The organism is Pseudoalteromonas sp. DL2-H2.2 (assembly GCF_021532535.1).
GTDB classification, from domain to species: domain Bacteria; phylum Pseudomonadota; class Gammaproteobacteria; order Enterobacterales; family Alteromonadaceae; genus Pseudoalteromonas; species Pseudoalteromonas rubra_A.
This window is the reverse complement of sequence record NZ_JAKGBD010000001.1, coordinates 314,716-339,860: the sequence shown is the minus strand read 5'-3', so window position 1 is coordinate 339,860 and position 25,145 is coordinate 314,716. Positions and strand designations below refer to the sequence as shown.

18 protein-coding genes are annotated in these 25,145 nt (G+C 50.1%); 9 read left to right on the top strand and 9 right to left on the bottom strand.

The annotated features are described in order from the left end of the window. Window positions 1–77 precede the first annotated feature (77 nt). Window positions 78–620 (top strand): DUF6942 family protein, encoded by a 543-nt coding sequence (locus L1285_RS01280; protein WP_235410654.1) that lies wholly within the window; start codon window positions 78–80, stop codon window positions 618–620. A 1-nt stretch (window position 621) separates the two neighbouring features. Here L1285_RS01280 and L1285_RS01275 read toward each other — a convergent pair whose 3' ends face one another. From L1285_RS01275 to L1285_RS01260, 4 genes are read right to left on the bottom strand one after another with little or no spacing between them, the layout of a single operon-like run. Next, window positions 622–1,287 (bottom strand): class I SAM-dependent methyltransferase, encoded by a 666-nt coding sequence (locus L1285_RS01275; RefSeq protein ID WP_235410653.1) that lies wholly within the window; start codon window positions 1,285–1,287, stop codon window positions 622–624. A gap of 9 nt (window positions 1,288–1,296) precedes the next feature. Beyond that, the gene (locus tag L1285_RS01270) at window positions 1,297–4,953 is read right to left on the bottom strand and encodes an AAA family ATPase (protein WP_235410652.1); all 3,657 of its coding nucleotides are present in this window, start codon (window positions 4,951–4,953) and stop codon (window positions 1,297–1,299) included. Continuing rightward, window positions 4,950–6,164 (bottom strand): exonuclease SbcCD subunit D C-terminal domain-containing protein, encoded by a 1,215-nt coding sequence (locus L1285_RS01265; protein ID WP_235410651.1) that lies wholly within the window; start codon window positions 6,162–6,164, stop codon window positions 4,950–4,952. Before L1285_RS01265 ends, L1285_RS01270 begins: the two co-directional genes overlap by 4 nt. Before the next feature lie 53 nt (window positions 6,165–6,217). Next, window positions 6,218–6,448, bottom strand: a complete 231-nt coding sequence (locus L1285_RS01260; RefSeq protein WP_046006323.1) for a hypothetical protein — start codon at window positions 6,446–6,448, stop codon at window positions 6,218–6,220. 435 nt (window positions 6,449–6,883) lie between these two features. Here L1285_RS01260 and L1285_RS01255 point away from each other — a divergent pair, with 435 nt between their 5' ends. From L1285_RS01255 to L1285_RS01245, 3 genes are all read left to right on the top strand, one after another. Beyond that, window positions 6,884–7,378 (top strand): DUF6702 family protein, encoded by a 495-nt coding sequence (locus L1285_RS01255; RefSeq protein WP_235410650.1) that lies wholly within the window; start codon window positions 6,884–6,886, stop codon window positions 7,376–7,378. Window positions 7,379–7,686: 308 nt separating this feature from the next. Then, window positions 7,687–11,214: a hypothetical protein gene (locus tag L1285_RS01250; RefSeq protein ID WP_235410649.1), complete on the top strand. Its 3,528-nt coding sequence runs from the start codon at window positions 7,687–7,689 to the stop codon at window positions 11,212–11,214. A gap of 89 nt (window positions 11,215–11,303) precedes the next feature. Then, on the top strand, window positions 11,304–12,386 hold the full coding sequence (locus L1285_RS01245; RefSeq protein WP_235410648.1) for a hypothetical protein: 1,083 nt from the start codon (window positions 11,304–11,306) through the stop codon (window positions 12,384–12,386). A 37-nt stretch (window positions 12,387–12,423) separates the two neighbouring features. Here the strand turns inward: L1285_RS01245 and L1285_RS01240 are convergent, their stop codons facing one another. Together L1285_RS01240 and L1285_RS01235 are read right to left on the bottom strand one after the other, a co-directional pair. Next, entirely contained in the window at window positions 12,424–13,875 is a 1,452-nt protein-coding gene (locus L1285_RS01240) for a metallophosphoesterase (protein ID WP_235410647.1), read from the bottom strand. A gap of 86 nt (window positions 13,876–13,961) precedes the next feature. Beyond that, window positions 13,962–14,753, bottom strand: a complete 792-nt coding sequence (locus L1285_RS01235) for a substrate-binding periplasmic protein (protein ID WP_235410646.1) — start codon at window positions 14,751–14,753, stop codon at window positions 13,962–13,964. A gap of 175 nt (window positions 14,754–14,928) precedes the next feature. Here L1285_RS01235 and L1285_RS01230 point away from each other — a divergent pair, with 175 nt between their 5' ends. The 5 genes from L1285_RS01230 to L1285_RS01210 all read left to right on the top strand — a co-directional run bounded on the left by L1285_RS01230 (window position 14,929) and on the right by L1285_RS01210 (window position 20,879). Beyond that, entirely contained in the window at window positions 14,929–16,506 is a 1,578-nt protein-coding gene (locus L1285_RS01230; protein ID WP_235410645.1) for an alkaline phosphatase D family protein, read from the top strand. 638 nt (window positions 16,507–17,144) lie between these two features. Next, window positions 17,145–17,594 (top strand): Hsp20 family protein, encoded by a 450-nt coding sequence (locus L1285_RS01225; RefSeq protein WP_235410644.1) that lies wholly within the window; start codon window positions 17,145–17,147, stop codon window positions 17,592–17,594. Between the two features lie 264 nt (window positions 17,595–17,858). Continuing rightward, window positions 17,859–18,620: a hypothetical protein gene (locus L1285_RS01220; protein ID WP_235410643.1), complete on the top strand. Its 762-nt coding sequence runs from the start codon at window positions 17,859–17,861 to the stop codon at window positions 18,618–18,620. A 191-nt stretch (window positions 18,621–18,811) separates the two neighbouring features. Beyond that, window positions 18,812–19,063: a universal stress protein gene (locus L1285_RS01215; RefSeq protein WP_235410642.1), complete on the top strand. Its 252-nt coding sequence runs from the start codon at window positions 18,812–18,814 to the stop codon at window positions 19,061–19,063. A gap of 232 nt (window positions 19,064–19,295) precedes the next feature. Continuing rightward, window positions 19,296–20,879 carry a tetratricopeptide repeat protein gene (locus L1285_RS01210; protein WP_235410641.1) on the top strand — a complete coding sequence of 528 codons (1,584 nt, stop codon included), beginning with the start codon at window positions 19,296–19,298 and terminating at the stop codon, window positions 20,877–20,879. Here L1285_RS01210 and L1285_RS01205 read toward each other — a convergent pair. Genes L1285_RS01205 through L1285_RS01195 form a run of 3 tightly spaced genes read right to left on the bottom strand, consistent with a single transcriptional unit; the run spans window position 20,870 to window position 25,083 of the window. Then, window positions 20,870–21,793, bottom strand: a complete 924-nt coding sequence (locus L1285_RS01205; protein ID WP_235410640.1) for an HvfC/BufC N-terminal domain-containing protein — start codon at window positions 21,791–21,793, stop codon at window positions 20,870–20,872. The genes L1285_RS01210 and L1285_RS01205 overlap by 10 nt on opposite strands. Beyond that, window positions 21,790–22,782 (bottom strand): MNIO family bufferin maturase, encoded by a 993-nt coding sequence (bufB, locus tag L1285_RS01200; protein ID WP_235410639.1) that lies wholly within the window; start codon window positions 22,780–22,782, stop codon window positions 21,790–21,792. Before bufB ends, L1285_RS01205 begins: the two co-directional genes overlap by 4 nt. A 9-nt stretch (window positions 22,783–22,791) precedes the next feature. Continuing rightward, window positions 22,792–25,083 (bottom strand): ferritin-like protein, encoded by a 2,292-nt coding sequence (locus tag L1285_RS01195; protein ID WP_235410638.1) that lies wholly within the window; start codon window positions 25,081–25,083, stop codon window positions 22,792–22,794. Between the last annotated feature and the right edge of the window lie 62 nt (window positions 25,084–25,145).

Sequence of the window (25,145 nt, the reverse complement as noted above, 5' to 3'; positions counted from 1 at the left end):
AAGGGGGTTTACAGAACACGCAGTGGTAAAAACAGATATAATGCTCAACGAATTAGTACACACCATTTACAGAGATCATGAATTTACCAACTTACGGATTTGGCGCAGAGCAGGGGTTACTGGCTATTTATGTTGAGCACCCGCCAAAACTCGCAGAATTTCAAAAATTAAATAAAGTCATAGCTTTACAGGCAGGAGAGATAGACTACATTAACCAGCAATGTGGCAACGGCTGGCGCAAAGTGTTTAATGTGTATGCTAAATTTGTGGCTGAGCTTAGCCATCCAGATCATGATTTTACTAACCATCCGGAGCAGTATCCAAGCTGGCAGCAGTATCGGGATAAACGACTGTTTCAGCAGGGCTGCCAGGAGGCTTTGCTGTTTTCTGTGCCAGATCTGGCTGCAAATCGCTATGACTGGCACATCATAGCGGGCCGCACCTATGGCAAAACGCTACTCAGAGATCATCTTTTTACTAACTCTTTGCGCTGGATAGATGAAGAGTTTGCCATCGACCCCGTCAATAAGTTATTGATTTGTCCGTATTTGGATTACCGCCAGCTTAGTAATATCAAGATCTCAAAGTTGGTGGCGCTAGTTCGTACAGGCGCCGCCTGATTTATTGTCTGATACAAGCTAAACCACTGAACCCTAAGGCTTTAAAAAACATCTGCGCGGTCGAAAAGCCACTTTCATCCAGCAATTCGGCCAGCCGCATCCGATCGAGTGGGTAAAATTCATGCTCCAGATTATGGCGCATCCGTTCTTCACCTATGTGAGTTAACCCCATCGCACGGCAGTGCTTAAGCTGAGACTCGCGCTCGAACTGGGTTTCGGGCTTCATCAGATCAGCCAGTAGCAGCTGCTTACCTGGCTTGAGGTTACTATGAATTGACTCCAGTAGTGCCAACTTGTCGCCATCGTCTGCCACAAAATGCATCACCAGCAGGCACAGCGCTATATCAGCCTGATACTGGCCCGGACTCAGCGGCCCTGAATGTATGGTCACCCGTGACGACAACCCCAGGTTAGTAAAATTTTGATCTGCGATGGCCAGCATGTCGTCCGATACGTCCTGCACAATGAATGTCCAGTTCGGATTACAATCGGCCAGCTGCAATACTTCTTTGCCCGTACCGGCTCCCACAATCAAGATTTGCGCCTGCTCGGGGAGCAAGGTTTGCAACTGTGCCTGCACCAGTTCATGGAGCAGCTGATAGCCAGGCACCAGGCGTTCAATGCGGCTGTCGTAGTGGGTTGCTTCGTCCTGTGTAAAACTGGGCATGATATGTCCTTATCGTTCGCTGATGGTGACCGACGAATAACCGCCAGCCTGTTTTTGTACTTTTATCTGGGTGGCAACCCGCTCGGTCATTTCCGCCACATGAGAGATCACGCCCACTTTACGCCCCTGAGATTGCAAGGCATCGAGTGCATCAAGCGCCACACTGAGGGTTTGTGGGTCTAAGGTGCCGAACCCTTCGTCGATAAATAACGAGTTGATCTGCACCTGATTAGAAGACAATGAAGCCAAGCCCAGCGCCAGCGCTAAAGAAACCAGGAACGACTCGCCCCCCGACAAAGTATTCACACTGCGCTGCTCATCGGCCATATCACGGTCAATAATGGCGATTTCCAGCGACTGACCAATCACGGTCAGGCGGTAACGCTTGCTCAGGCTGCAAAGATGATGGTTGGCGTATTGCAATAAGATCCTGAGCGTCTGGGTCTGCGCCAGGTTGCGCATGGTTTTGCCCGTCGCATCGCCCAGCAGGCGGTTTAATAAATGCCAGTGCTCATAGTCGGCTTGTTGCGCCTCAAGTGCCTCATACTGCTCTGCCAGATAGGCTTTGTTGTCATCGTGCTGTTTCAGTACAGCATTGACGCTGATTAGCTTTGCCTGGCTACCATCACGTTCCTGCTGCAGCTGTGCCAGTCGCTCTGTAAGTTGCGCCTGGTTTTGTTCTGTGACAGGTTCAGCACGCAATATCTGCAGTTCCTGTTGCAAATGCGTGTGTTTGTTCTGTGCACCGTGCAGCGCTTTACTCAGTGCATCATGCTCGTCCAGCAGTGTCTGCCACTGGCTTTTATCCCATTGCAGCAGTGCCTCAACCTCGTCTTCTGTCATGCTGTCAAACTGAGTTTGCAGCTCCGTCAGCCAGCTCTGATAGCGCGCCTGAACCTTATCAAGCGCTTCTTGTAACTGCTGCTGTGATTGCTGCTTATGTGCCAGCGTGAGAGCCTGAGATTCCTGTGCCTGACGCAGCTGGGCCAGGCCCTGAGTCGCCTGAGTTTGCAGGGCGTCAGCCTGATGTTGTTCATCCAGCAAAGACTGATGCCAGTTGTCTGCGCTGATCTCAAGTGGTTGAATGGCTACCCGCTCACGTGTCAGCGCATCGCCTTTTTCGCTCAACGCGTGTCGGGACTGAGCCGCTTTGTCGAGCTGTGCCTGCTTATCCTGACATTGCTGGCGCAGCAGCTGAGCAGTGTGTGCGTCTTCACTGATCTTGTGTTGTAACTGGCTGAGCTGCTGCTGTTGCAGCTGTCTGATCTGCACCTGCTCGCCAAGTGTAGTAATGGCCTGCTCAGGCGCCTGCTCAAAGGCCTGCCACCATTGCGGCGCACTGTAGAGCTGCCGCACCTGAGCCAGTGCCTCTTGTTGCTCCGCCTCTAGCTCCGTTTGTCTGGTTTGCCCATAGGCGCTGGCCTGCTCAGCGCGTTCAAGCTGGCTTTGTAGCTGCTGGTTTTGCTGCTCCAGCTGCTGTATTTCATGCTGGCAAGCTTGCTGTTGCTGCCAAAGCTGTTGCTGTGTTTTACTCAGCTGGCTGTAGGTTTGCAGCTTTTTATCCAGCTGCTCAAGATGTGCCTGAGGATCGTCGGTTTCACGCAACTGAGCGGGCAGCTGCGCCAGCGCCTCGGCAATTTGCGTCAGCTTGCGATTAAGCTGCGCTTCGTGTTGCAGTGCCGCCTGTAACTGACCGTTGCATTGCTCAGCCTGGCCAACCAACGCATGATACCGTTGTTGTGTCTGCTCGCGGGCTTGCTCGGCAGCCTGATATTGCGATTCAAAGTCTGCAATCAGCGTTTGCCAGTGGCTGTCGATATGCTCCACACCATAAGGGTGCTCCGTCGAGCCACACACCATACATTCCTGTCCGGCAACCAGTTGCGCCCTCAGTGTGCTGATATTGTCACTGGCACGAAATCGCACTTGCTGCAGATTTTCCTGGGTCAGCAATACTCGTTGTCTGGTCAGCTCATCCTGCTGCTCGGTGTCTTTGAGTTGCTGTTGCAGGCTGTGATGTTGATGCCGCAAGCGGTCAATATGCAGCCGATGCTCGCCCTGCTCCTGTTGTAACTGGGCACGCTGTGTCTGGCTTTGTTGCGCCTGAGCCAACTGAGTACGCTGAAACTGCAATGTTTCATAATCAAGCTCATTAAGCTCAGACTGAGTGGCACTCAGCCTGGCCTGAATATCTGCCAGCTGCCGGTTCTGCTCGGTTAATCTGGGTTGCAGCGCCTGCTGTGCTTGTTTGTCTTTATCGGCATTAAGCTGTACTTGTTGTTGCTCATCCGCCAGCTTATTGAGCTGACCCTGACACGCCTGCCACTGCTTTAATGAACCGCTTATCTGCCCCCATTGCTCGCTCGCTTGCGTCAACGCAGGGTCGGCCTCACAGGCTTGTTGTAACTGGGTAAGCTGTTGACGATCGGTGTTCAGCTGAGTCTCAAGCGCCTCACTTCGCTGTCGCAAGACCTCATGTTGCTCACGCAAGGCGTTATACTCCGCGCTACTTTGTGCCAGCAGTTGTTTATTGGCTTCACGTTGCTGATCCAGTTCACGCAATGATTGCAGGGCAGGGGTGCACACCTGCAACTGGTTTTTCGCCTCGCTGAGTCGCCCCTGAGCCCCTTGCAGTTCTTCCTCCGCTGCGCGGATCTGCGGTGCATAATCTTGCTGCTGCAATTGGCCGATATCCAGATCTAATTGCTTGAGCCGGGCAGTGGTATCGCGAGCCTGAGCGCGGTTGTCAGCAATCACCTCAACGGCTTTTGCACGCCGGGCGCGGTCGAAATCCTGGGCCTGTGCACTCAGGCGCTGCTGACACTGTGCTTGCTCCTGCTCCGCCTGAGCACATTGCTGAGCCAGCTTGTCACAGGCCTGATACCAGTTAATGCCTTGCTCCAGCTGTTTTTCTTCCTCACGGGCCTGTGCGATAGCCGCCGTCAGCTGAGCGGCGGTGTGCTGGTTTTCAGCCAGCGCCTCATCGCTGAGTAAGGTGACATGATCCAGCGACTGTTTGCGCTGCGCCAGTGCGTCTTGCTTGGCTTTGTGATGCTCAAAAATCGCTTTGCCTATGACACTGAATTTGGCCGTGCCGGTTAGAGTTTCGAGCAGTTGCGCCCGCTCATCACTGTTGGCTTTCAAAAACGCTGCAAATTCATGCTGTGCAAGCAGAACTGCACGAGAAAACTGCTCAAAGTTCAGGCCCAGCAACTGTTCCAGCAGCTGTTTAGCTTCGGTGGTTTTGCTGGCCAGCACCGTGTCATCGGCAAGGCGCACCACCTGATGCTCCGCTTCTTTGATACGACCGTCGAGTTTGTTATGGGCGCGTCCTACTCGCCAGCTGGCGCGGTATTGGTTGCCATCCTGACCACAAAAAGTGACTTCGGCACGACCACTAACACAGCCCCGGCGCAGTAAGTTACGGGGGTCGTTGAGCTTGAGCTCATCGCCATTGAGCATCACTTTGTTTTTTGCATCGGCCTTCAGTCGGGCCGTTTTGCCGTACAGCGCCAGACATATCGCATCCAGCAAGGTACTTTTACCTGCCCCGGTGTCGCCAGTGATGGCAAACAAGCCGGTGTCTTTTAACGGTGGCTGGGTAAAGTCAATGTCGGCATCCGCCAGTGACGCCAGGTTTTGCACCTGCACTCCAAGTAATTTCATGCTTCGCGCTCCTGTACACTCGCCAGCACCTGCATCAGGCAATCTTGTAAGGCTTGTGGCACAGCTTGTTCACTGTCTATTTGTGCCCGGTATGCCAGCTCCAGTAAACTCACCGGCTCTAGCTTCTCGACCTGGCCCAGGTCTTCAAAATGCGGCTCGTCTGCAGCTTGTTGTGTATTGCTGACACGCTCGATGCCACAAAAATGCACCGGCTTGTCTGTCAGCGCCTGCTCAATCTTGTGACGAAACTGACTATCCGTTTCACTGGCATTGAGCCGCAGCCTCAGATAGGGCGTTGCAGTGTCCTGGTATTGCGACAAATCGAGTTCACTGAGTAAAGTCATTAACTCATCCAGAGTCGCGCCACCGCGCTCGGGAAGCAAAATAACTTGTTTGAGGCGGGGAACGTCAAGGGGCTTTACACTACTCAGCGCGTTGTTGGTAAATTCCACCAGCAATACTTGATGGCGATAGTTACGCTCTGAAAACGACATGGGCAGAGGTGTGCCGCAATAGCGAATGGCCTCGCTGCCAGCGACTTTTTGCGCCTTGTGTAAATGCCCAAGCGCAACATAGTCGGGCCGTTCACCAAACACATCCGCCGTAATGGCATCAAACCCGCCAATGGTGATATTGCGCTCTGAATCGCCGGAAATACTACCGCCTTTCGCATGTAAGTGGCCCATAGCCAGAACCGGAAGTTGCGCGTCTAACGTTTGGTAAGCAGCCTGATAAGCGCGTGCAACACCGCGCTGATAGGCCTGCGGGTCGTCAGCCTGAGCTTCCAAGTCGGCGCTACGTAAAAACGGCATAGCGACAACCTGCAAAGTGCCATTGGCAGTGCTCAGGGTTTTCACCACATCCTGAGGAGTGTGCTTATCAAAGCGACCCACAACATGGGTATCAAACTGGCTGAGCAAAGGTTTAGCCGTTTCTATTCGGTTTGCTGAGTCGTGATTACCAGCCGTGATCACAATATGCAGATTGGGGTTGTCGGTTTTCGCGCGCCTGATGAAGGCATAGAGCTGCTGCTCCGCCATGGCTGAGGGCGTGGCACTGTGATAAATGTCGCCACTGACAATCAGTACATCGATTTGATGAGAAGTGAGTGTGTTGCACAGCCAGTCGAGAAAAAACTGATGCTCAGCATGACGGCTGTGCTCGTAAAACTGTTGACCCAGATGCCAGTCGGATGTGTGTAAAACCTTCATGCAGCGTTCCTTAACCTTAATGTCGGTTAATATACACTGCTTAGGCGAATAGGTTAATGGCTGAGTTGACGCCAGGCGTAAATCACCACCGGGATCACCAGCAACCACAATGCTCTGAGATAACGGTTATGCCTGCCATGCAAACGCTTCAAGGCCGACTTCTCGTTACACGCGGCCACTTTATCAACATAAAAATAGCCATCATCTAGATACTCTTTACAGTTCTGTTCGTCCGCCGGAATGGCAACGAGTTTCTCATGTTTTTTTAGTATGTAGAAATCCATACTGCTCACCACATTTTAAGCTAAACGGGTACTTAGTACAGAGCAAAACCAACGCCAGTTTTACTCGCCGATTGAAAAGTCCGCGATTTTACTGGGAATTTAGTTTCGATTTCAACCATTGAATTTGGCTTTTTTAATTTATTTGTAAAATAGAGACAATAAATTTGCAAAATGGGAACTTGGCACGAAAATTATTGTTATTTTGACACACAGACTCTGTCATTTTTACACACTCAAGATCTTAGCGCCTTGCGCGCTGGCAGTGGCGATGGATCCATTTCATCACATTCATAACCGGTGCACACAATGCAAAAACCTATTGTACTCACTGCATACCGATTATTTTAATCTGGATAACAAGCTCAGCAGTAAAATAACAATATTCCAGGGCGATACGCGCTATGATAGAAGCCGTAAGCAACCAAGAGGTACCCCATGAAGGATCGGCTGATTGCCGCACTGGCATTGTTCTGGTTAAACACAGCCACAGCGCACCAGATCAAGGCAGCAATGACAACCGTGCTGATAGACCCGGGCAGTGCGCAGCTCGAAGTGATGCACCGGTTTCATTTGCACGACACGGAGCATGCTGCTGAAGAATTGTTTGGTGAAGACACCGACTTGTTTAACAATGAGTCTGACAGAGCGCGCTTTGCGCAGTATGTCGATAACACGGTGGCGTTTAAAGATGAGAGCGGCAAAACCATCCCGCTGACTTTAATCAGCGGCAGCATCGACGGGCAATTTTTCTGGGTTATTCAGCGTGCGCCTGTGCCCGCAACACTAAACCGACTGCAAATGCGTCACGATGCACTCAGAGACATTTGGCCTGCTCAGGTCAATATGGTCAATTTCAAAACCCATAACACGGTTCATACCCTGCACTTTAACGCAGACGATGGCTGGCTTTGGGTCAACTTCAAAAAATAAATCCCTCTTTTATTAATAAAAACCACTCTCAGAGTATCGCATTTACGTAAGTTAACAAATTCAATCTTAAATAAAACAAAAAGTTGCATTCGATTCGGTTCGTTAAACTTGCCAAATAAAATCTCCCGATTAGAATGACATCCGCAATAATGACAACAATTAAGTAGAGACTGCATCAGGACGAAGCTGGTTCATAACAGGCATATGGCGCTCAAGGCTAAGCCAAGACATTTTACCCCTTCACCAAAAACACACTCAGATTTTACCCCTGTGCAGTAGCAACTACCTCGAAGTAATGGAGACTCAATATGGAATTCAAAAAAACCTTGCTCGCTCTGGGCGTTTTGTCTGTGCTCAGTGGCTGTGGCTCTGACAACGATGATACGCAAACCAACAAAGACCAAGACCTTACGCCAGATACAAAAGTAACATCCAGTGAAATCAAGGGTGTGGCAGCGAAGGGTACGCTCATCAATGCGCCGGTTACTTTCTTTAGATATGAAAACGGTAAGCCTGTTCAACTTGAGAGCAAAACAGCCGTTGTAACCGATGAAAAAGGCCTGTTTAGTGCCACAGTGAACAATGCACAAGGCATAGTTAAAGCACAGATCAGTGTTAGTCAGGATCCGCAAAGTCCAACCTATATGATCTGTGATGCACCAGTTGGGTGTGGTCAAAACGACGCGGGTAGTCAGATAGCCTTTGGCGAGCGCATTAACCTGACCAAAGCCGATCCTGATCTGGTACTTAGCACATTCGTTAACGTAAACGAGTCATCCAACACAGCAAACATTACACCCTTGACGCACTTTGCCGCCGCAATTGCCCAGCAACGCGGCGATATGACTGCTGAGTCAATTGCCACAGCCTACTCTGAAATCGCCGATCTGTTTGGCCTGGTAGGGGCTTTGCATCAGATGGCACCGGCGCAGATAGAAGACCGTGCTTCGCTAGTCGATGATAACGACAGTGATGATCTGCGTTATGCCCTGATCAACGCAGGTATTGCTCATGCCTTATTTGCCGACCTGGGTGAACAAAACAACGCGCTCAGCACACGCCTGGCCGAAGCCATTACCGATATTCAGGCCACAGACGGGGCATTTTTATCCAATGCTGACCACGATGATGATGCCAGTTTTGAATTCAATTTAAGTGATATCCTTGTAGGTGCTGAGCTTGCAAGCCAACAGTTGATCTCACTGATTAAAGCTGATCCGGCACTGGCAAACCAGCTGGGCAAACTCAGTGAATTAGAAAAGCTATCAACTCGCCTGCACAATGAAATGCTCAGTGCAGATACTCAGAGCACAGATCGCATCAAAGGCCAGGCACAACAGCAAAGTGGTGACGATGCCGTCGCGAAGGCTGCTGCAATGGTGCAGGATATTCGCGTATTTGCGAACCTGTTTGATGTTGCAGACACACACGGTAAAGAAGTCCGTACACAAGGGGATGAGTTTGTTGCACTGATAGACGATGCCACAGAGATGGTGCGCAGCCAGGCTAATTCTTATAAGTTGCTCGCGGACGTCTCTGAAGCACTGGCTTTAATCGACAGTGCGCGTCGTGCCGGTCAGCTGCCTAACAATAATCAGCCGATTAAACTTGATGACTATCTGGAACTGGCTGGCGCAACCGGCGTAGCCGTGATTGACGAAACGGGTTTAGTGTTCTCAGTTACCGCGTCTGCGGGTGAAGAGCAACTGGAAGCCACCGCTAAGCTGACCGTTGCTGAAGACAATCAAACCTATACGCTGAGTGTGTCAGGTAAAGTAGAGAATACTGCGGCTGCATTAACGCTTCACCCGAATAGCCAGGTTCAGGTAGTGCTGAATCAGCCTGTCACCACAGAGCAGCTTAAAGAAGGGACAGCCCCCGCATTTGATGGCCGCCAAGGTAGCCTGACACTGGACGTGACCATAGCACAGAAAGCAACAGATACGGTCAAAAACCCAGTCAGCTTTAAGGGCATGCTCAGTGCTGAACTAACTGCAAAACATATTGAAAAATTAGAACATGTATCAAGGTTTGAGGGCTCTGCAAGTTGGCACGAGTACTCAATACGCCCCGATACGATATTTGTACCGGGTATGCTATCGCTTAGCGGCGCGTTTAGTGCAGCACAGGGTAGTCAGTTCGGTGCAAGTTTGACGGTTAAACTGGATAACCTCAGTGAGTTTAACCCTGCCGGATTTGAACATTTTGGCCGTCTTATTCCTGATGCAGGCACACTGACCATTGAGTCTGACTCAAAGGCCAAAATCACCAGCAAAAACGGCGAGTCATTGCTGATTGAATTCCAACCGATTAATCAGCAGGGCATTGCTACTGTTATCACTCAATACATAGACGATGAAAACACAACTCCTATTCATACAAGAAAGATCAGCACCTATCAGGGCGTAGACTATGTTGAAGTGACCAGTGACTATGGAGACAACTTTGTCACTAAACGACTCGAGCGGATCGTGCCAGAAGGTACTGATGAATTTAAATTACAGTATTTTCGTTATCCGCAAGACAGCAACACTCATTATGCTAATGGACTGGTGACATTTGAGTCTGGTGAACAGGTACCTGTTGAACAACTGGATTGGAAGGCATGGCTTTATGCAGAGGACAAAGTAGATTTGCAAAAATTGCGTCGCTTCCCGGTTGACTATGCCAGCATCAAAGATGTCCAAACCTTATTGACTCCAGCTCATTCGGGCACCTTTTACGTTGCGGCTGTAGATGGTATTTACGTCAACTTTCAGTTTTTAGAACAGGACTATCAGGTCGGTCAAAGCTACGCTCTACCTGCACGATACATACGCCCATACGTTGACCATACCCCCGAAATCAAGGTATCTGCAGACGGTAATACCATAGTTTCAACTATCGGAGAACTTCAACAATCCTGGAGTTCGGCTGGTGACGATAGCACCACGGCCAGCTATCAATATGTCGCGTCAAATAACGACGGGGTGGCCCTAGAATACAGTTCAGTATTCATCAATGCGATGACGCAACAAGACAGTCAGAATGCGCTGATGATCAGTACGCGCTCTTTTGATCAGTTCCATAAACTTGACAACAGCCTTGCTGCGTACCTTCAGCCTGACACCTCAAAAGAGGGGTATACGGCCTACTTTATTCAGCCACATAGTCTGGATGAAAAAGGTATGCCAATGGACGAAAGCGGGAATTACCTCGACCCAGTCAAGCATGCAGAAAGGACGATGGACTATGACAGCTATCTGTCGGCGGTACGGGATATTAGCGGTACCGAGCTGATGATAGGCAGCCAGGGCTACGCACAACAGGCATTTGAAGAAAAGCTATACCAGGGATACACACTCAATTATCCGGGCTATGGTCAGGTCGAAGTTGTCTATTACGAGCTCTACAACGAGCGAGGTTATCGAGGCACTATCCATTTTGGTAAGCCCAATGATACCTACCAAATCGAGACCGAAACTAACTACCTGGACATCAGTGCAGCCATGAATGTCAATGTTAAGCTGGGTGAGTACCATGTTGACCTGTCTCTGGTAGGCCAACGCACCGACTTTAAAGCGGGCGAACTGGAACTGGATGTTAACTACCAGGTACCAGGCTCTGAGCTCAAGCGCAGCTTTACGGTGTTCTACAACACACAAACAGAGCAGCTTTCTGCCAACAATGCCGAAGGGGTTACTTTGGTGATGGCCGAGACAAACTCCGATGATGACAGTGAAGGGGAGCAAACGCTGGGCACCATTATGGTGGGTGACGAGCAAGCAGCCAGAATCGTCAAGCGAGATGCGGGTGTATTCATCATTTACGCCAACGAGCAAATCGAAACGCTCTAAAACTCGTGTCGCTTTGGCCAGGTTTTTCTGGCCAAATGAGTAACACCTCACTTAGGGTCAGCGGATGCTGGCCCTTTTTATGGAACACTATGAACAAACAATGGTTTTTGGGCTTGTCTGCCAGCCTGTTGGTGTCTACAGGCACAATGGCAAACACCCATGAAGTAACACTCTATCTCGACAGCAATAGCCAGACGAACATTGCGCCGGTATTAGAAATTGCCCGTGACGAATGGGACCAGCACCCTGAGTCGGATGCCTCATTTGGTTTTTCTCAGTCACGCTTTGGCGTGGCTTACCGCCATGCGGCCCTTACAAACTGGCAACTCCATACCATGCAGCGTATTGACTACCTGATTGATACCAATGCGCAAACAGCGCTGGGTTATTATCAGGAGCAAAATGATCAGCCACTAACCAGCTATGACAGCTACGACACCAGGCTGGCGCTGACTGGCGCTCGCAGTAAAGGTCTGGGGCTCGCTTATCAGCACCATTTTGATGCTTTAACAGTCACCGTGCAGGCAAACTACTGGCAACTCAACTACCTCAGAGATTCGCAGCTGAGCGGCGCACTCTCGGGCAGCGACAATGCCCAATTACGTGGCGCGCTGCAATTTAGCGAGTTTTACAGCGATAACAACTTTCTAAAGCGCCCTAACACAGACAATGCCTGGCAAACGCGCGGAGATGGCTTATCCCTAGACGTGCACTTTGACTGGCAGGTGACCGAGCAATTTGCGTTTTCAGGCCAGGTTATAGACCTGTACAACCAGTTTGAACTTGCTAAGGCTGGCTTTACCGAGGCCGACATAAACACCAAAGGCAGCTTTGTCGACAATGCCGGATTCAGCAGCTTCCGGCCCCTGTTAAAAGGGCGAGAAACCGCGCAAAATCATGACTTTGATTTACCCACTCAGGTTTACCTGCAAGGCCAGTATCAATACCAGGGTTACCACTATCTGGCCAGTGTTCGTCGCCAGGGCGACCAGCACTTTGCACAGCTGGGCATGCAGCTAGGAGACTGGCGTATGATGCTGGACCCGATAAACCTGGCACCCGAGCTGGCTTATCAGGGTAAAACCTGGTCAGTCACCACCGCCCTGGATCACATCAATCCAAACAAGGCGCTGACACTCAGACTAAGCCTGAGCTGGCAGCTGGCCTGGTAACCAAAATGCCGGTCGCCACCTTTGCTCAGGTGGCGGCTTAGCGCGCTATCTGGCACAGGGCTTTACCTTGTTCAGCCTGCTTGCTGCCACACTCAAGAAACACCTTGCCCTGAGTGTTGTAAAACTGCCCCTGCCATTGCTGGTCTTTTTCCAGCTTAATGGAAATATAACCAAACTCACCTTGCGTATTGCCCTGTGCACGCTTGCCATCAATCTGGGCACTGAATCCGCTGTTTGCGCCGGTTGATCTCAGGCTGACACCACTGTTGCCCACCACCAGTTGAGGGGGACGACCACTGTCTTTACCAAAGGCCAGAGATTGGTAAATATGCATATGCCCGGACAAAGACAAGCTGACCTCAGGCGGTAATTGCTGCGACTGGGTGGTTTTCAGTGCGGTTTGCAGCATATCTGTGATTGAGGGTGTGCCAACCGGTCCGCTTTGCCCCCACAGCGGCCTGTGCGTCATCATCCATAACGGGGTTTTGACCTGGGATGCAACTTGCTGCAAGCGGGAATACTGGTCGCGATAATGGCGCGTCAGGGTTTGTGGCGCGCGCGAATCGCAGGCGTTGGCCGAATCCATCACCCACAATGCCAGCGAGTCCAGCTCAAGCAAGTAAGGGTCTATCATGACAATATGACCGCTGGCCTCGCTGGGCGGCTGACTGAACTCGCCCTGATAGGGGCAAGACTGCTGCGCGATACCGCCGGGTAGGTCTGAGCCTGGCCCCAGGAAATAAAACCAGCCTGGGCCTGCGCGACTGCACAGTTCATGATTGCCTCTGGCAAATACCCAGGGGGCGCTTGCCAGCAAAGACTTAGCGGGGGCGAATAAATCGGCCTGCCAGCTCTGCCAGGTGTCGGGCTTAGGACTGCCGCTGGCATTTTGTGAGTAATAGGTTTCAGTTAATCCGCACGAGGGGCCACCATAGCCGCCATCTCCCGCATCATAAGCGTAAATGTCTTTGCTGATACTGCCCGACGTGCCGCGATAGTTAAAGTCACCCATATGCAGGATCAGCTGCTTGGTTTGCTTTGCCCCCAGGTCTGCCAGCTGAGCAAAGGGCTGCGCAGCACTTGCGCCTTCGCACACCGAACTCTTACAGCCCGAATCACCAAAGACCTGAATATGCTCAGGAGCCAGCGTGACCGGAGCCAGCTCTATGCCACCGTAAGAGAGCCGATAACGGGTATCCGGGTTTATCACGGCTTCACAGACCGTCACCGGAAAGTTATCCGGATCCGGATTTAATCGTCTGGCCTGCGTTTTTATCACCTCACCACTTGAGGGCAGCAATTGCGGGCATTGCTGATCGCTGATATGCGCACCATCAACAATCGCTCTGGCGTAGACTTGCACGCCACCTTTTTGAGTGGGTGCCAGCATAGTATAAGCGGCATAAACTTGTGGATCGTTGGCAGCACTGTCTGCGGTGCCCATGCACCCGGAGAGTAGAACAAACAGAGGGAGAATATGTTTGCGCATTGTTTTTCCTTTATTGCGGCTCCATTAGCTTCCTCAGTGTAGACCACAATAAAGCGATATCTATATTACCGCTTATTTCAATGCGCTCAGCGCGGCACGGTGTGGTGGGTATAATGCTCAACCAGCTTGTCTATGTCCGGACGCAGGCGCTTTATCACACCATTAAAACGCGCCAGCTGCGCTGCGTCGAACAACTCTTTGCGCAGTAAAAAGTGCACCTGATTGTTATGGACCGGATAGTCCCAGATATAAAAGTTTTTGATCCCCAGTTTGCGACCCATAAAGCGGCCAAGAATTTCGTCTTCAATAATAAAGTCGACACGCTTTTTGGCCAGCATTTCGACGCGCTGTGTACTGCCCGAGATCCCCACCAGCAAATGTCCAAAATCGGGGTTATCGGCAAGGTTTTTAAGCTCCTCACCATAGTATGAGCCAATGCTCAGCCCAATACGATAACCCAGCCGCAGCAATGCTTTTAAGTCCATTGCCATACGCGGCTGGCGCAGGGAAAACAGGCGCATTTTTTCCCACCGGTAAGGGTCAGAAAACACCCCCAGCTCGGCCCGCTCCTGCACATAGCTGACCATCAGCAACACATCAACAGCCCCTTTACCCAGCTGATCTAAACTGCGGGCAGACGTAGGCAGGCGTAAAAAGCGTGGGCAAATATTCAGCTCACTAAACACCTTGCGGGCAATCTCTACATCCAGCCCGTACGCACCGCGCTCATCTACCGCTGTCAGCGGCGGCCAGTCGGCGACAACACCAATTTTAACTTCGCTGGCACACGACTGCTGCGCCAGAGCCTTTGGCCCGTAAAACAAAAGCCCCGCAATAAAAAAGCACCACACTCTGAGATACCACCTGACACCAACCACTCTCACCTGCTTATTATCTGACCTTATTCCTTTAGTTATAGCCATTATCGCGTCAGTTTTAAATCAAAGCAGCCAGTTTGGCAGCAAAGTATGTTCAATGTAATATTTTTGTTATATAAAATTAACACAAACGCGTTTAAATACCGCCCAAAAATGATAATTAGAGTATTTACTTATGAGCCTATCCCGTCGCGAATTCTTTAAAACCAGCCTGATGCTGTCCACCGTCCCCCTCACTCTGGGGCTGAGCGGCTGTACTTTTTCACAAAACCCGTTCAGCCATGGCGTTGCCAGCGGCGACCCATTGGATGACCGGGTGATCTTATGGACCCGTATTACCATTCCGCCGGAGGTGCAGGAGCGGGTAGATATGACCACGCTCAGCGTCAAAGTGCTCTGGCAGGTCTCGGAGGATCCGCAGTTTTCTGTGCTTGTTGCAGAGGGCTTTGAGATCACCGACGGACAACGCGATTTCACCGTTAAGGTTGATGCCAGCGGACTTGCACCCGATACCCGCTATTATTATCGCTTTATCATTGATGAGCTGGATAAGCCCATCACCTCGCCGACAGGGCGCACCAAAACGCTGCCAGCCTATGATGTTAGCCAGGTTAAACTGGCCATGACGTCGTGCTCGCACTTTAGCTATGGCTACTTTAATGTGTATGCCCGTATCGCGGAAATTGACGACCTGGATGCCGTACTACACCTGGGTGACTACCTGTACGAATACGGTAATAAAGATGTCTACCGCAATCCGTTCCTTTGGAACCGTAAAGTTCAGCCAGCTCATGAAATGGTGACGCTGGACGACTACCGGGTGCGCCATGCCTGTTATAAAACCGACGAAGACTTGCAAACCCTGCATCAGACCCACCCGATGATCTGTATCTGGGATGATCATGAATTTACCAACGACACCTGGTCGGGCGGGGCAGAAAACCACAATGACGGCGAAGGCGACTGGCAATCCCGTAAAGCCGCTGCCATTAAAGCCTATTATGAGTGGATGCCGATCCGTGAACCAAGCGACAACAACCGGGAGCGATCTTATCGCCGCTTCCAGTTTGGATCTTTGCTGGATCTGAATATGCTCGACACCCGTTTGATCGGTCGCGATCAGCAAGTTGAGATCAAAGATCCGGCGCGCCTGGATGAATCACGCACTTTACTGGGCTATACGCAGGAACAATGGCTGTACGACAACCTGTTTGAGGCCAAGCAAAACGGCGTGCAATGGAAGCTACTGGGCCAGCAGGTACAGATGATGCAAATTCAGATGCTGGGCAAGCCCATTAATGGCGATGCCTGGGATGGTTACCCGGCAGCACGCCATCGTCTGCTTGATTTTATTGACCAAAACCAGATAGATAACGTGGTGTTCTTAACCGGTGATGTGCACTCTTCGTGGGCCGCGAACATCTGTAAAAACCCCTATGACTGGCACGAATACAACCGCTTTACTCACGAAGGAGCCATTGCAGTAGAGATCGTCACCTCGTCGGTCACGTCACCGTCAATTCCGGTGCCGGGCCTGCAACAGTTGGTAGGCGATATTGGTAAAATTCTGATCCCGGAGAATCCCCACATCCGCTATATCGACCTGGCCAATCGCGGTTTTGTAACCCTAGACATCACTCAGGATGAACTAAACGCCAGCTGGCACCATGTGCCGTTCGTCGGCTTCAAGAATGATCAGTCGCACATTGGCAAGCGCTTTACCGTGAAGGCAGGCAAAGCCAAACTGGTTTAATCTCAGCACAAGTGGCACTTTTGCGTTATCAGGTCGCATCAGTGCCACTTTGTGGTCTTATCCGACTCTGCGCCTGAGTCATATACTACCAAGCGACGCATGCTTTATGGTCCATCTGCTGGTATGGCAGTGCATTCAAGTAGATCCCGCATCAAGTGCGGGATGACTGGTTGTGTTTGCTAATTTGTGCGTTACTCGCTTAATTCCCATGCGCGATAAATGGCGGTTGTAGCTTAAGTAAGGCTTTATTAACCCTTTGGCATATTCATATTTTCACTCAACTTTACTCACATATCCATCATCCCAGCTTCGCCTTCGTCATCCCGGCCTTGAGCCGGGAACCACCGACAGCAAAACGGTGGCTAACCTGAGCAAAGCTCCAAAGCAAATAACCAAAAAATAAAACCAATTAAAATCAAGCACATAAAAACAACCTCAAACTTTTTTCAAAAAACTTCCTTGAAAAGCATTGGCCCCGGCCATAGATAGATTTGTGAGGACGCCGGAAGGGTCCTAAACCAAACTAAGACTTTGTTTTAAAAGTCTTTATTTAAGTAATGTTAGAATTAAAAACCCGCTATTTACTGGTTTATTGCAAAGAGTAAATGGCTTAATTATCGCTTTATGAGGATATGATTATGCGTACAGTAGATTTATCACCCCTTTACCGTTCATTCATTGGCTTTGACCACCTTGCATCTATGATGGATGCGGCGCAGCGTAGTAGCGAAAAACAGCCCAGCTACCCGCCTTACAACATCGAAGCCTTAGCCGAAGACAAATACCAAATTACCATGGCGGTGGCCGGCTTTACAGAGCAGGAGTTGTCGCTTGAGTCGGAAAACAACACGCTGACCGTTAAAGGCGAGAAGCAAAACAAAGCAGACAAAACCGACCGTAAATTTATTCACCAGGGCATTGCCGAGCGCAACTTTGAGCGTAAATTCCAGCTGGGCGACCACGTCAAAGTGATTGGCGCAGAGCTTGAGAATGGCTTGTTATTGATTGACCTGGAACGCGAAGTACCGGAAGCGTTAAAGCCAAGAAAAATTGAAATTGGCACTGGTAAGTTGCTAGAGAGCAAATAACACACACTCCCTTTTCCTTGTATTACATTGTTGATTTCCCACCCGCCGCCCGAAAGGGCGGCTTTTTTGTGTATAAAGCACCGCATAACGACAAACCAAATCAGTCAAGACCAGCCCGACAGGCGACTTTTTCAATCCTAAATATTGAGTCAGCCATAGGTGCTCGACTAAAGTTAGATTAAGATAAGTATAAACTTTTGTTAAATCTATTCTCTCTGCAACCGATACAGTAAAGAGTGGAGCATGTAATTTAAGGAAAATGACATGAAGATTAACCCAAGTGTGGGCCAACACCTGCAAGCAAGAAACAACCAAGTTAGCGATGAAGTGAAAACTGTCGCCTCAAACGGCAAAGAGGCGTTCAAGATCGACCCAACCAAGCAATTTATCAATTCAGAGCCGACACATCCAGCTGAACAAACGCAAGCAAAGTCTGATCATGGAAAGCTGACAGAGATCACCTATAAGGCTAACGGCAAACTCGACCTCCCCCCCAGATACGAAAAACACAGGGACTTACTTGAAAGTGCCATCATCTCCACCAGCAAGCTGTATTTGCACGAAACTCCGGCCGCAGCAAATAGAATCGCAGAAGAATATGAGAAAGTATCTGCAGATCTATATGCCCAAAATCCGCGACTACGCCATAAAAGCTGGGGCTTTTCAGTTGATGACACGGGCAAACTGGTTGCAACAGGCCATTTGAGTCAGGCAGATAAGCAACTTGTTGAAGAGGCTTTGAATAGCAATGACGAACTAGTCAGTGCCGCCAAAGACTTTAAAGCCAACTTTTTAGAAGGGCTGGAGATTGAGCGGGGTAGCTCCGGCACGAGCCAGTACTGGGGAAAATATGATGTCAATGAAGGCAACTTTGCGGAGATCATCGATTTTAAAGAGATGATCGAACAAGGCAGCAATAACGAGATAGAAAGAGAGAAAAGAGGCTATTTGCTCAATAAGTGGGAATGGACAATTAATATAGCCGACCAGTTACAGGCAAGAGCAGAGCCTGCCTTTGCAAAATAGGCATGGCTAAATGCACACAACACTTCGAGTATAACTGCTTATAAATACGGTAAATTCATACTATAAAACGCATGCCACGGCGCCTTTTCGCTGCTATTTTGATGTAGAACATGGTCGGCGAAGATCCACAGAACTTAGATTGATTTTTGCGCAGAAACTGTGCCACTAAGCTGGCCCGGCTGGTGACAAAAATGGACGCACTATTCGACAAGTCAGCCGTGCAGTACCTGCAACCCAAGCTGCATCAGGTCAAAGGCAAAGCCAGCAAAGAGATCCCTCTGCTGGCACAAAAACACCAGATTGACTTAATCGTGATGGGCACAGTCGGCCGTGTCGGCATTCCGGGTTTGATAATCGGCAACACCGCCGAGTCCATTCTGGAACAAACCCAGTGCTCGGTACTGGCCATTAAGCCCAAAGGCTTCCAGACGCCAATTAAATAGCCCGCCAGGGTAACCCACAGGTCCACCGGCTGACGAGTCGGTGGACCGTTTTTCTGGCTTTTCTCACTTCGCCAGCGCCAATACAGCTTTAATGCTCTCATCCTCGTACAGGCAAACTGTACCCAATGAGTAAAATCTATCCCATTGTCAGCCATCATAAAATACCGTTTAATAAGGATATTCAACCCCACACCAGACTTTTACGGGGTTAAGCAGTTTAAAAGGAATATTGATGTCAGAACATAACCCCGAACTAACCCCAGAGATTGAAGCACTTACTAAAGAAGCCCAGAGTGGAGATTCCGAAGCGCAAGGTGAGTTAGGCGATGCCTATTACTTTGGTGAAGAAGTCGAACAAAATTATGAGAGAGCCGCTTATTGGTTTGGAAAAGCTGCAGAACAGGGGGAAGCCCATGCACTTTATAGCCTCGGCTATATGTACAGAATGGGACAATACTTCGAGCAAAGCGATATAAAAGCCGTAAAATTATACCGACAAGCAGCAGAACAAGGAAATGCTGTCGCTCAATGTGGGCTAGGCCTCATGTACGCACGAGGTAGAGGCATCAGGAAAAACGATACAGAAGCGGTAAAGTGGTATCGTCTGGCAGCAAATCAGGGCAACACTCAAGCTCTGTGTAACTTAGGTTACATGTACGATTTTGGCAGAGGAGTGAAACAAAGCGACAAAGAGGCCATTAGATATTATCGCCTCGCCGCAAAGAAAGGAAATAACCAGGCCCGACTCAATTTGGCCTACAGTTATTTTGACGGTGACGGCTTAAAACAAAGCTACGTTCGGACCAAAACACTTTGTGATCGGATTCTCAAAGATCCGAAACTAAGCTTTGAAGCTTATGAGCTGAAGGATAGAGCTGAGCGTTTTAAACAATCAAAATCAATTAGCGCTTTGAGAGAGGAGATACTCTCCCATCTTCAAGTCAAAAAACATCGTACTATGACTCATTACACCTCCTTCGATGTGGGCCAGGCCATTTTACTGGAAAAAAGTCCCTTCAGACTGGGACATATCAATGCAGTCAATGACCCCAATGAGGGAAAGTTACTCTGGCAGGAGTTAGGCTATGAGCCGGAAGAGGGCAATCCGGTATTTATCGGCTGCTTTTTACCGGACAGCGACAGCCTGAATATGTGGCGTTTTTACAGTAAAAACCATTTAAATGACGATGCCTGTGGCTGCGCCATTACTTTTAATACAGAGCACTTTTTTGACTATCGATTACTGGAAGAGCAGGGCAACCACACAGAGCAAGAGGAAAGGATGCTGTCATTTACCAATACCGGCCAGTCTCCTCGGGAAAGCGCTGCGTTTTACCGGGTTGTGTATCTCAAAGATAATTTTAAAATACTGGGCGAGGGTGCCACCAAACTACAAGCTTACTTCAAAGATCTCAAAAAAGAAGTCGATAAATTTGTTGGCAAGAAACCTACACCTGAAAAATTACAAACGCTTGCCTGGCTACTCGGCCCATTACCCTACCTGCTAAAAGACGCCCATTATAAAGATGAGCAGGAACACAGAGTAATCGTCACGCATCTGGACTATGGCGCAAAAGAGATCCAAAGCTCTGCTCCTGATTTTGCCACAGGCACTGCGCCACGCTTATATCTGGAACTGCATAGAGACGATCATCTGGCGCCGATAGAGTACGTGACGCTCGGGCCTAAAGCGCCGAACAAAGAGATGATGGCACCGTACTGGCGCCATCAACTAGCCAGTAAGTTTGAGTCTCAGCTTGCAAGACGCAAAGATAAACAGCTGGATATTCGCCCCTCGCGCTGCGCTTACAAATAGTGCGAGGCACCTTCGGAGGTTGCGGCCGGGCGCTTAGCGCGCTCGACCACCAGCAGGCCGCAGGCGACGGCGGCGGGTAGCCACATGGCCAGCCGGGCTCTGAGCAGAGCAGGTTCCATGCCCTGACGGCGGGCGCTGTGTATTAGTGCCTGTTCAAACGACATAGCCTGACCACAGTGACTGAGCAAATCCGCCTGCCAGTGGGTGAGCGGCTGGGTGATCAGCCGATAGTTTTGCCGGGTCAGGGCGATATAACGGGTTTCTCTGGCCGGCAGGGCGTAGGGCTGATTATTTTCCTGCTGAGGGCTTTCTAACTGCTCAACCATGGGCAGCAGATCATAATCACTGACCAGCAAACGCAGGCACGGTGGCACCACCAGATTAAGCGATGCACCGCCGCCCAGCAGTTCAAATTCGTTCAATACCAGCTCGGCTGGGGGCGTGTTTTCCAACCCTTCGGCCAGCAGCACCTCAGCCTTGGCACGCTCGAACCGGGCCAGCTCCACGGGCACATCGAACATAGCACGCTGCTTGTCGCCGAACTCCCCCTGTGGCCGGGTATTAGCCAGAAAACTGACAAACGACTTACCCAGCGTATGCAAAGTGAATGACCGCGACGGTAAGGTCACGATATACGCCTTGGCAAACACCTCAAAAACGTCATCGCCCATAAAGGCGCAGAGCAGGGCAAATTCTCCTTTCAGGCACTCTACCAGTCGCATAACGTAGCCAGCGGCATAAATATCCACCCGACGCTCGGCTGGCAACTGTGGGGTCGATTTAACGCACTGTTCTAGTGTCAGGCCGTCACGCTGACCTGCTGTAAGCAACTTTTCTGGCAAGTCGCCACGAGAAATTAAAACGTGAGACAACCAGTGCTGCAATTGGCTGAGTTGTGGGGTTGAGTACGTCATTTTGCTACCGGTTTTAAGCTGTGTGCCAGGTCTGTTTTTTGATGCATTTCCCGTACCATGGGCGTTGAAAATTTCGCCATATCGCTCTGGTGCACGGCCTGTGCGGGCATCTCGCCATTAAGTACCTGCTTTGCCTTATTCAGCTCTGCCACCAGAGTGTCAAATGGCGGAATATTGGCGTCCCATTCCAGTAGTGTCGACACGCCGCCAGTCAGCTGTTGTGCCAATGCATAAAGCGCCCAAACTTGCTGCGGTACAGGCTGGTCGTGGGTGTCAATCAGACAGTCGCCGCAATCGCTTGGGCCCGCCAGATGGATCTGCACGATCTGCTGGTGGGGCAGGGCACGAATATACGCCTGTGGGTCAAACCCATGATTAAAGGCACTGACAAACACATTATTGACGTCGAGCAAAATACCACAGCCGGTGGCATTCACCAGCTCGGTAAAGAAAGCCGGTTCGCTCAGACTGGAATGACAATACTCCAGATAGGTAGACGGGTTTTCCAGCACAATCGGACGCTCCAGCACTTCCTGCACTTGCTTAACCCGGCGGATAACATGGTCAAGACTTTCATCCGTCAGCGGCATGGGCAAAAGGTCGTGGCTGTTTACCCCGGTCACCCCTGTCCAGCACAGATGATCCGACACCCACGCAGGCTGCACACAATCGCTCAGTGCTTTGAGCTTGTTCAGATAGGTAAAATCAAGCGGATCGATACTGCCAATGTTCATCGACACGCCATGCATCACCATAGGGTAGTGTGCTCTGAGTGTTTCCAGCACGTGACGGCCATAGCCAAAATTGTCTATGTAGTTTTCGCTGATGATCTCAAACCAGTCCACCGGCTTTTTTACCGTGTCGTGGTCAATACTCATCAGCTCAGGATAATGCTGGCTGCGCAAGCCAACCCCAAATCCCAGGTTCCCAGTATGAGACAAAGAGGCCGCGGCATTACGCCGCGCCTCCGCTTTATAATTATCTGACATAGCGCTTCCTTATGTTGAAGGCGGCAGTGCCAGACGAATGTCATCCACTTCAGGTGGTTCTGGGATTGTACCTGTCTGCTTATCTACCAGGCCATTGGCGTTACAATATGCCTGCCAGGCAATCTTGTACACCGCGTCACCCTCTTTATAGGGCATCGGCGTCGTCTCGTCCGATGATGCGCAACCCTGTTGCGAGTCGCGCTTATCAGGTGTGGCATAGCTGATAGGTTTAAAGTGGTTCTCTTTGCCATAAAAACTAAACAGCTGCATTTTAGGATGTTCTTCAGGCTGTGACGGAAACAACTGAGAGGCCGAGATAGGCACAGCACACCCACCCAGGTTATTACACTTGTTGTCGGCCGGCGCACTCTTAATGCCTGTAGCACTACTTGATCCGCAGCTGCCACCCGGTGTGGTGCTGTGAACAAAACCACAGCCGCCCTGGGCTTTACAATCATTTGAACCTTTGCAGCTATGGAAGACCTGAGCCGGCGGCAAGCCAACATTATCTTCGGTATAACTCATACCCTGACAGGCATGATACAAAACGCCGTCTTCCTGTGGCGCAATGCCAGTCACCAGGTCCGGTGCTCTCCCGGTCGTGGCCCAGCAAATAGAGACTCGGTCGCCAGAACCACCCATTGCAGGTCCGGGGAACTCATTGGTTTGCCCCGACCAGTAGCGATCCAGCGCCGTTGTCAGGCCCTTGATAGTGCCAACCGCAGACTGACTGAACAGCTGGTGGGTTTCCTTCAAGCTTTTCTCTGTGCGACTTAGGTTGTTCAGTGCCGCGGTTATTTCATCAACCCCCGGTAAATCTGGGTGCGCATTTTTAGCTTCATCACTGTCTCCTGGATTTAGCATGTCCTTGTTCCAGCGATTGCCCTCACAATGCCAGTCTTTCCAGGTGGAATACCTGTCTTTGCCCTCGTAGCAAGGTTCGCTGAATTGCACAATCAATTCCAGTGTTTGCTTAAAGATCTTAAAGTGATCATTTTCCTTATTCATGATCCTTGCACAAGCAGAGCCAGAGATAGGGTCGCCCGGATAGTCATGCTCTAACGCGCTCTCTTTTGGCTGAAACTTTGGCTTTACGGTATGTGGTTCTTGTTTCTTTTCTTTAAACAATTCCCTCAGCATTTCTTGCGCCCAAGACTCATGGCTCCATTGTTGGCAAATAAGCTCTACGACCCCCTGACCTTCACCCTGATCGGTGATGGCATTGATGTTATTAATGAGCTTAAGCTTGAGTTCGAAGTGATGGGTACCTTCAGCCAAAGCAGAGTTTAAAGATCCCTTTATGCCAGGATACTGCTTCTGGTAGCCACTATCGCCCGGACGTTTATTAAAGTAATCTCTTTGAACGGGCTCTGCCAGTTCATCGAGCAAGTACGTACCATCGTTATACTTAATTTGCAGATAATTCCAGTAGCACAAGTACATGTGGCCGATTGAGCCAAACAGAGGCAAGTCTGTTTCTGTGTTATCCGGCGTCCACCAATCAAATGGGGCGCTTTCAAAGTATTTAGGCCGACCATCTTTACCAGGTTTAAGATACTCAGGTGCAATGATCTTTTGCGCGTCTTCTTCGGTTTCTTCAATCAATAAAAACAACAGCGCCTGCTCTTTACTCAGCTCAGTGGCGTTCACCCTAAGGTCTTGCAAACTCTTACCCTTAAAGTGGGCTTTAAAGTAGTCTCTAACCTGCGGGCTTAGTTTATTCAAGTCGCTGTCGCAGTCTCTGAAATCCAGAATGTGTGGGATCATGGGCTGATTGTCATAACAATGCCAGCCGTACTGCTCATTGATCAAAGCCGGACTGGTGAACCTCGGTGTAAAGCCAAGCTTACTGGCCATATTAGAAGCCAGTTGCAGGTGCAGCATTTCCTCAACAAACACGCTGTATACCCCATTGAACACTTGCTCGTTGACCGATAATTCATGTTCCAGCGGTGGTAAATTTTTACTATAATACTCTTCGTCCTTTCTGTCAGAGTTGTCAGGAATAAAACCCGCAGTGGCAGCCAAGCCCGGCCACCAACGCCCCGGATACAATCCAGAGTCGTCGCCTATCTGGTGCATTCCATAAATGGAATAAAGGCCTGTCATATAAAGCGGAATAGTAAATAATTCTACATTGATTGCGGCCTGTGCAATGGCCTTAACACAAGAGACATCGGCCGCTTTATACTTGCTGTCGCGATCCTTAATCTTGCGCTCTTTTTCCTGGGAGATCCTGAGTTCCGGCTTAATGATTTCTTTCAGCCCGGTCAATACGTCTTTGTTAATTGGTTCGTTCATGAACTTGCTCCTTCGTGACGGTAACCTGCTGCCTGTGGTTTGCTTCACAGCAGCAGCGCCTA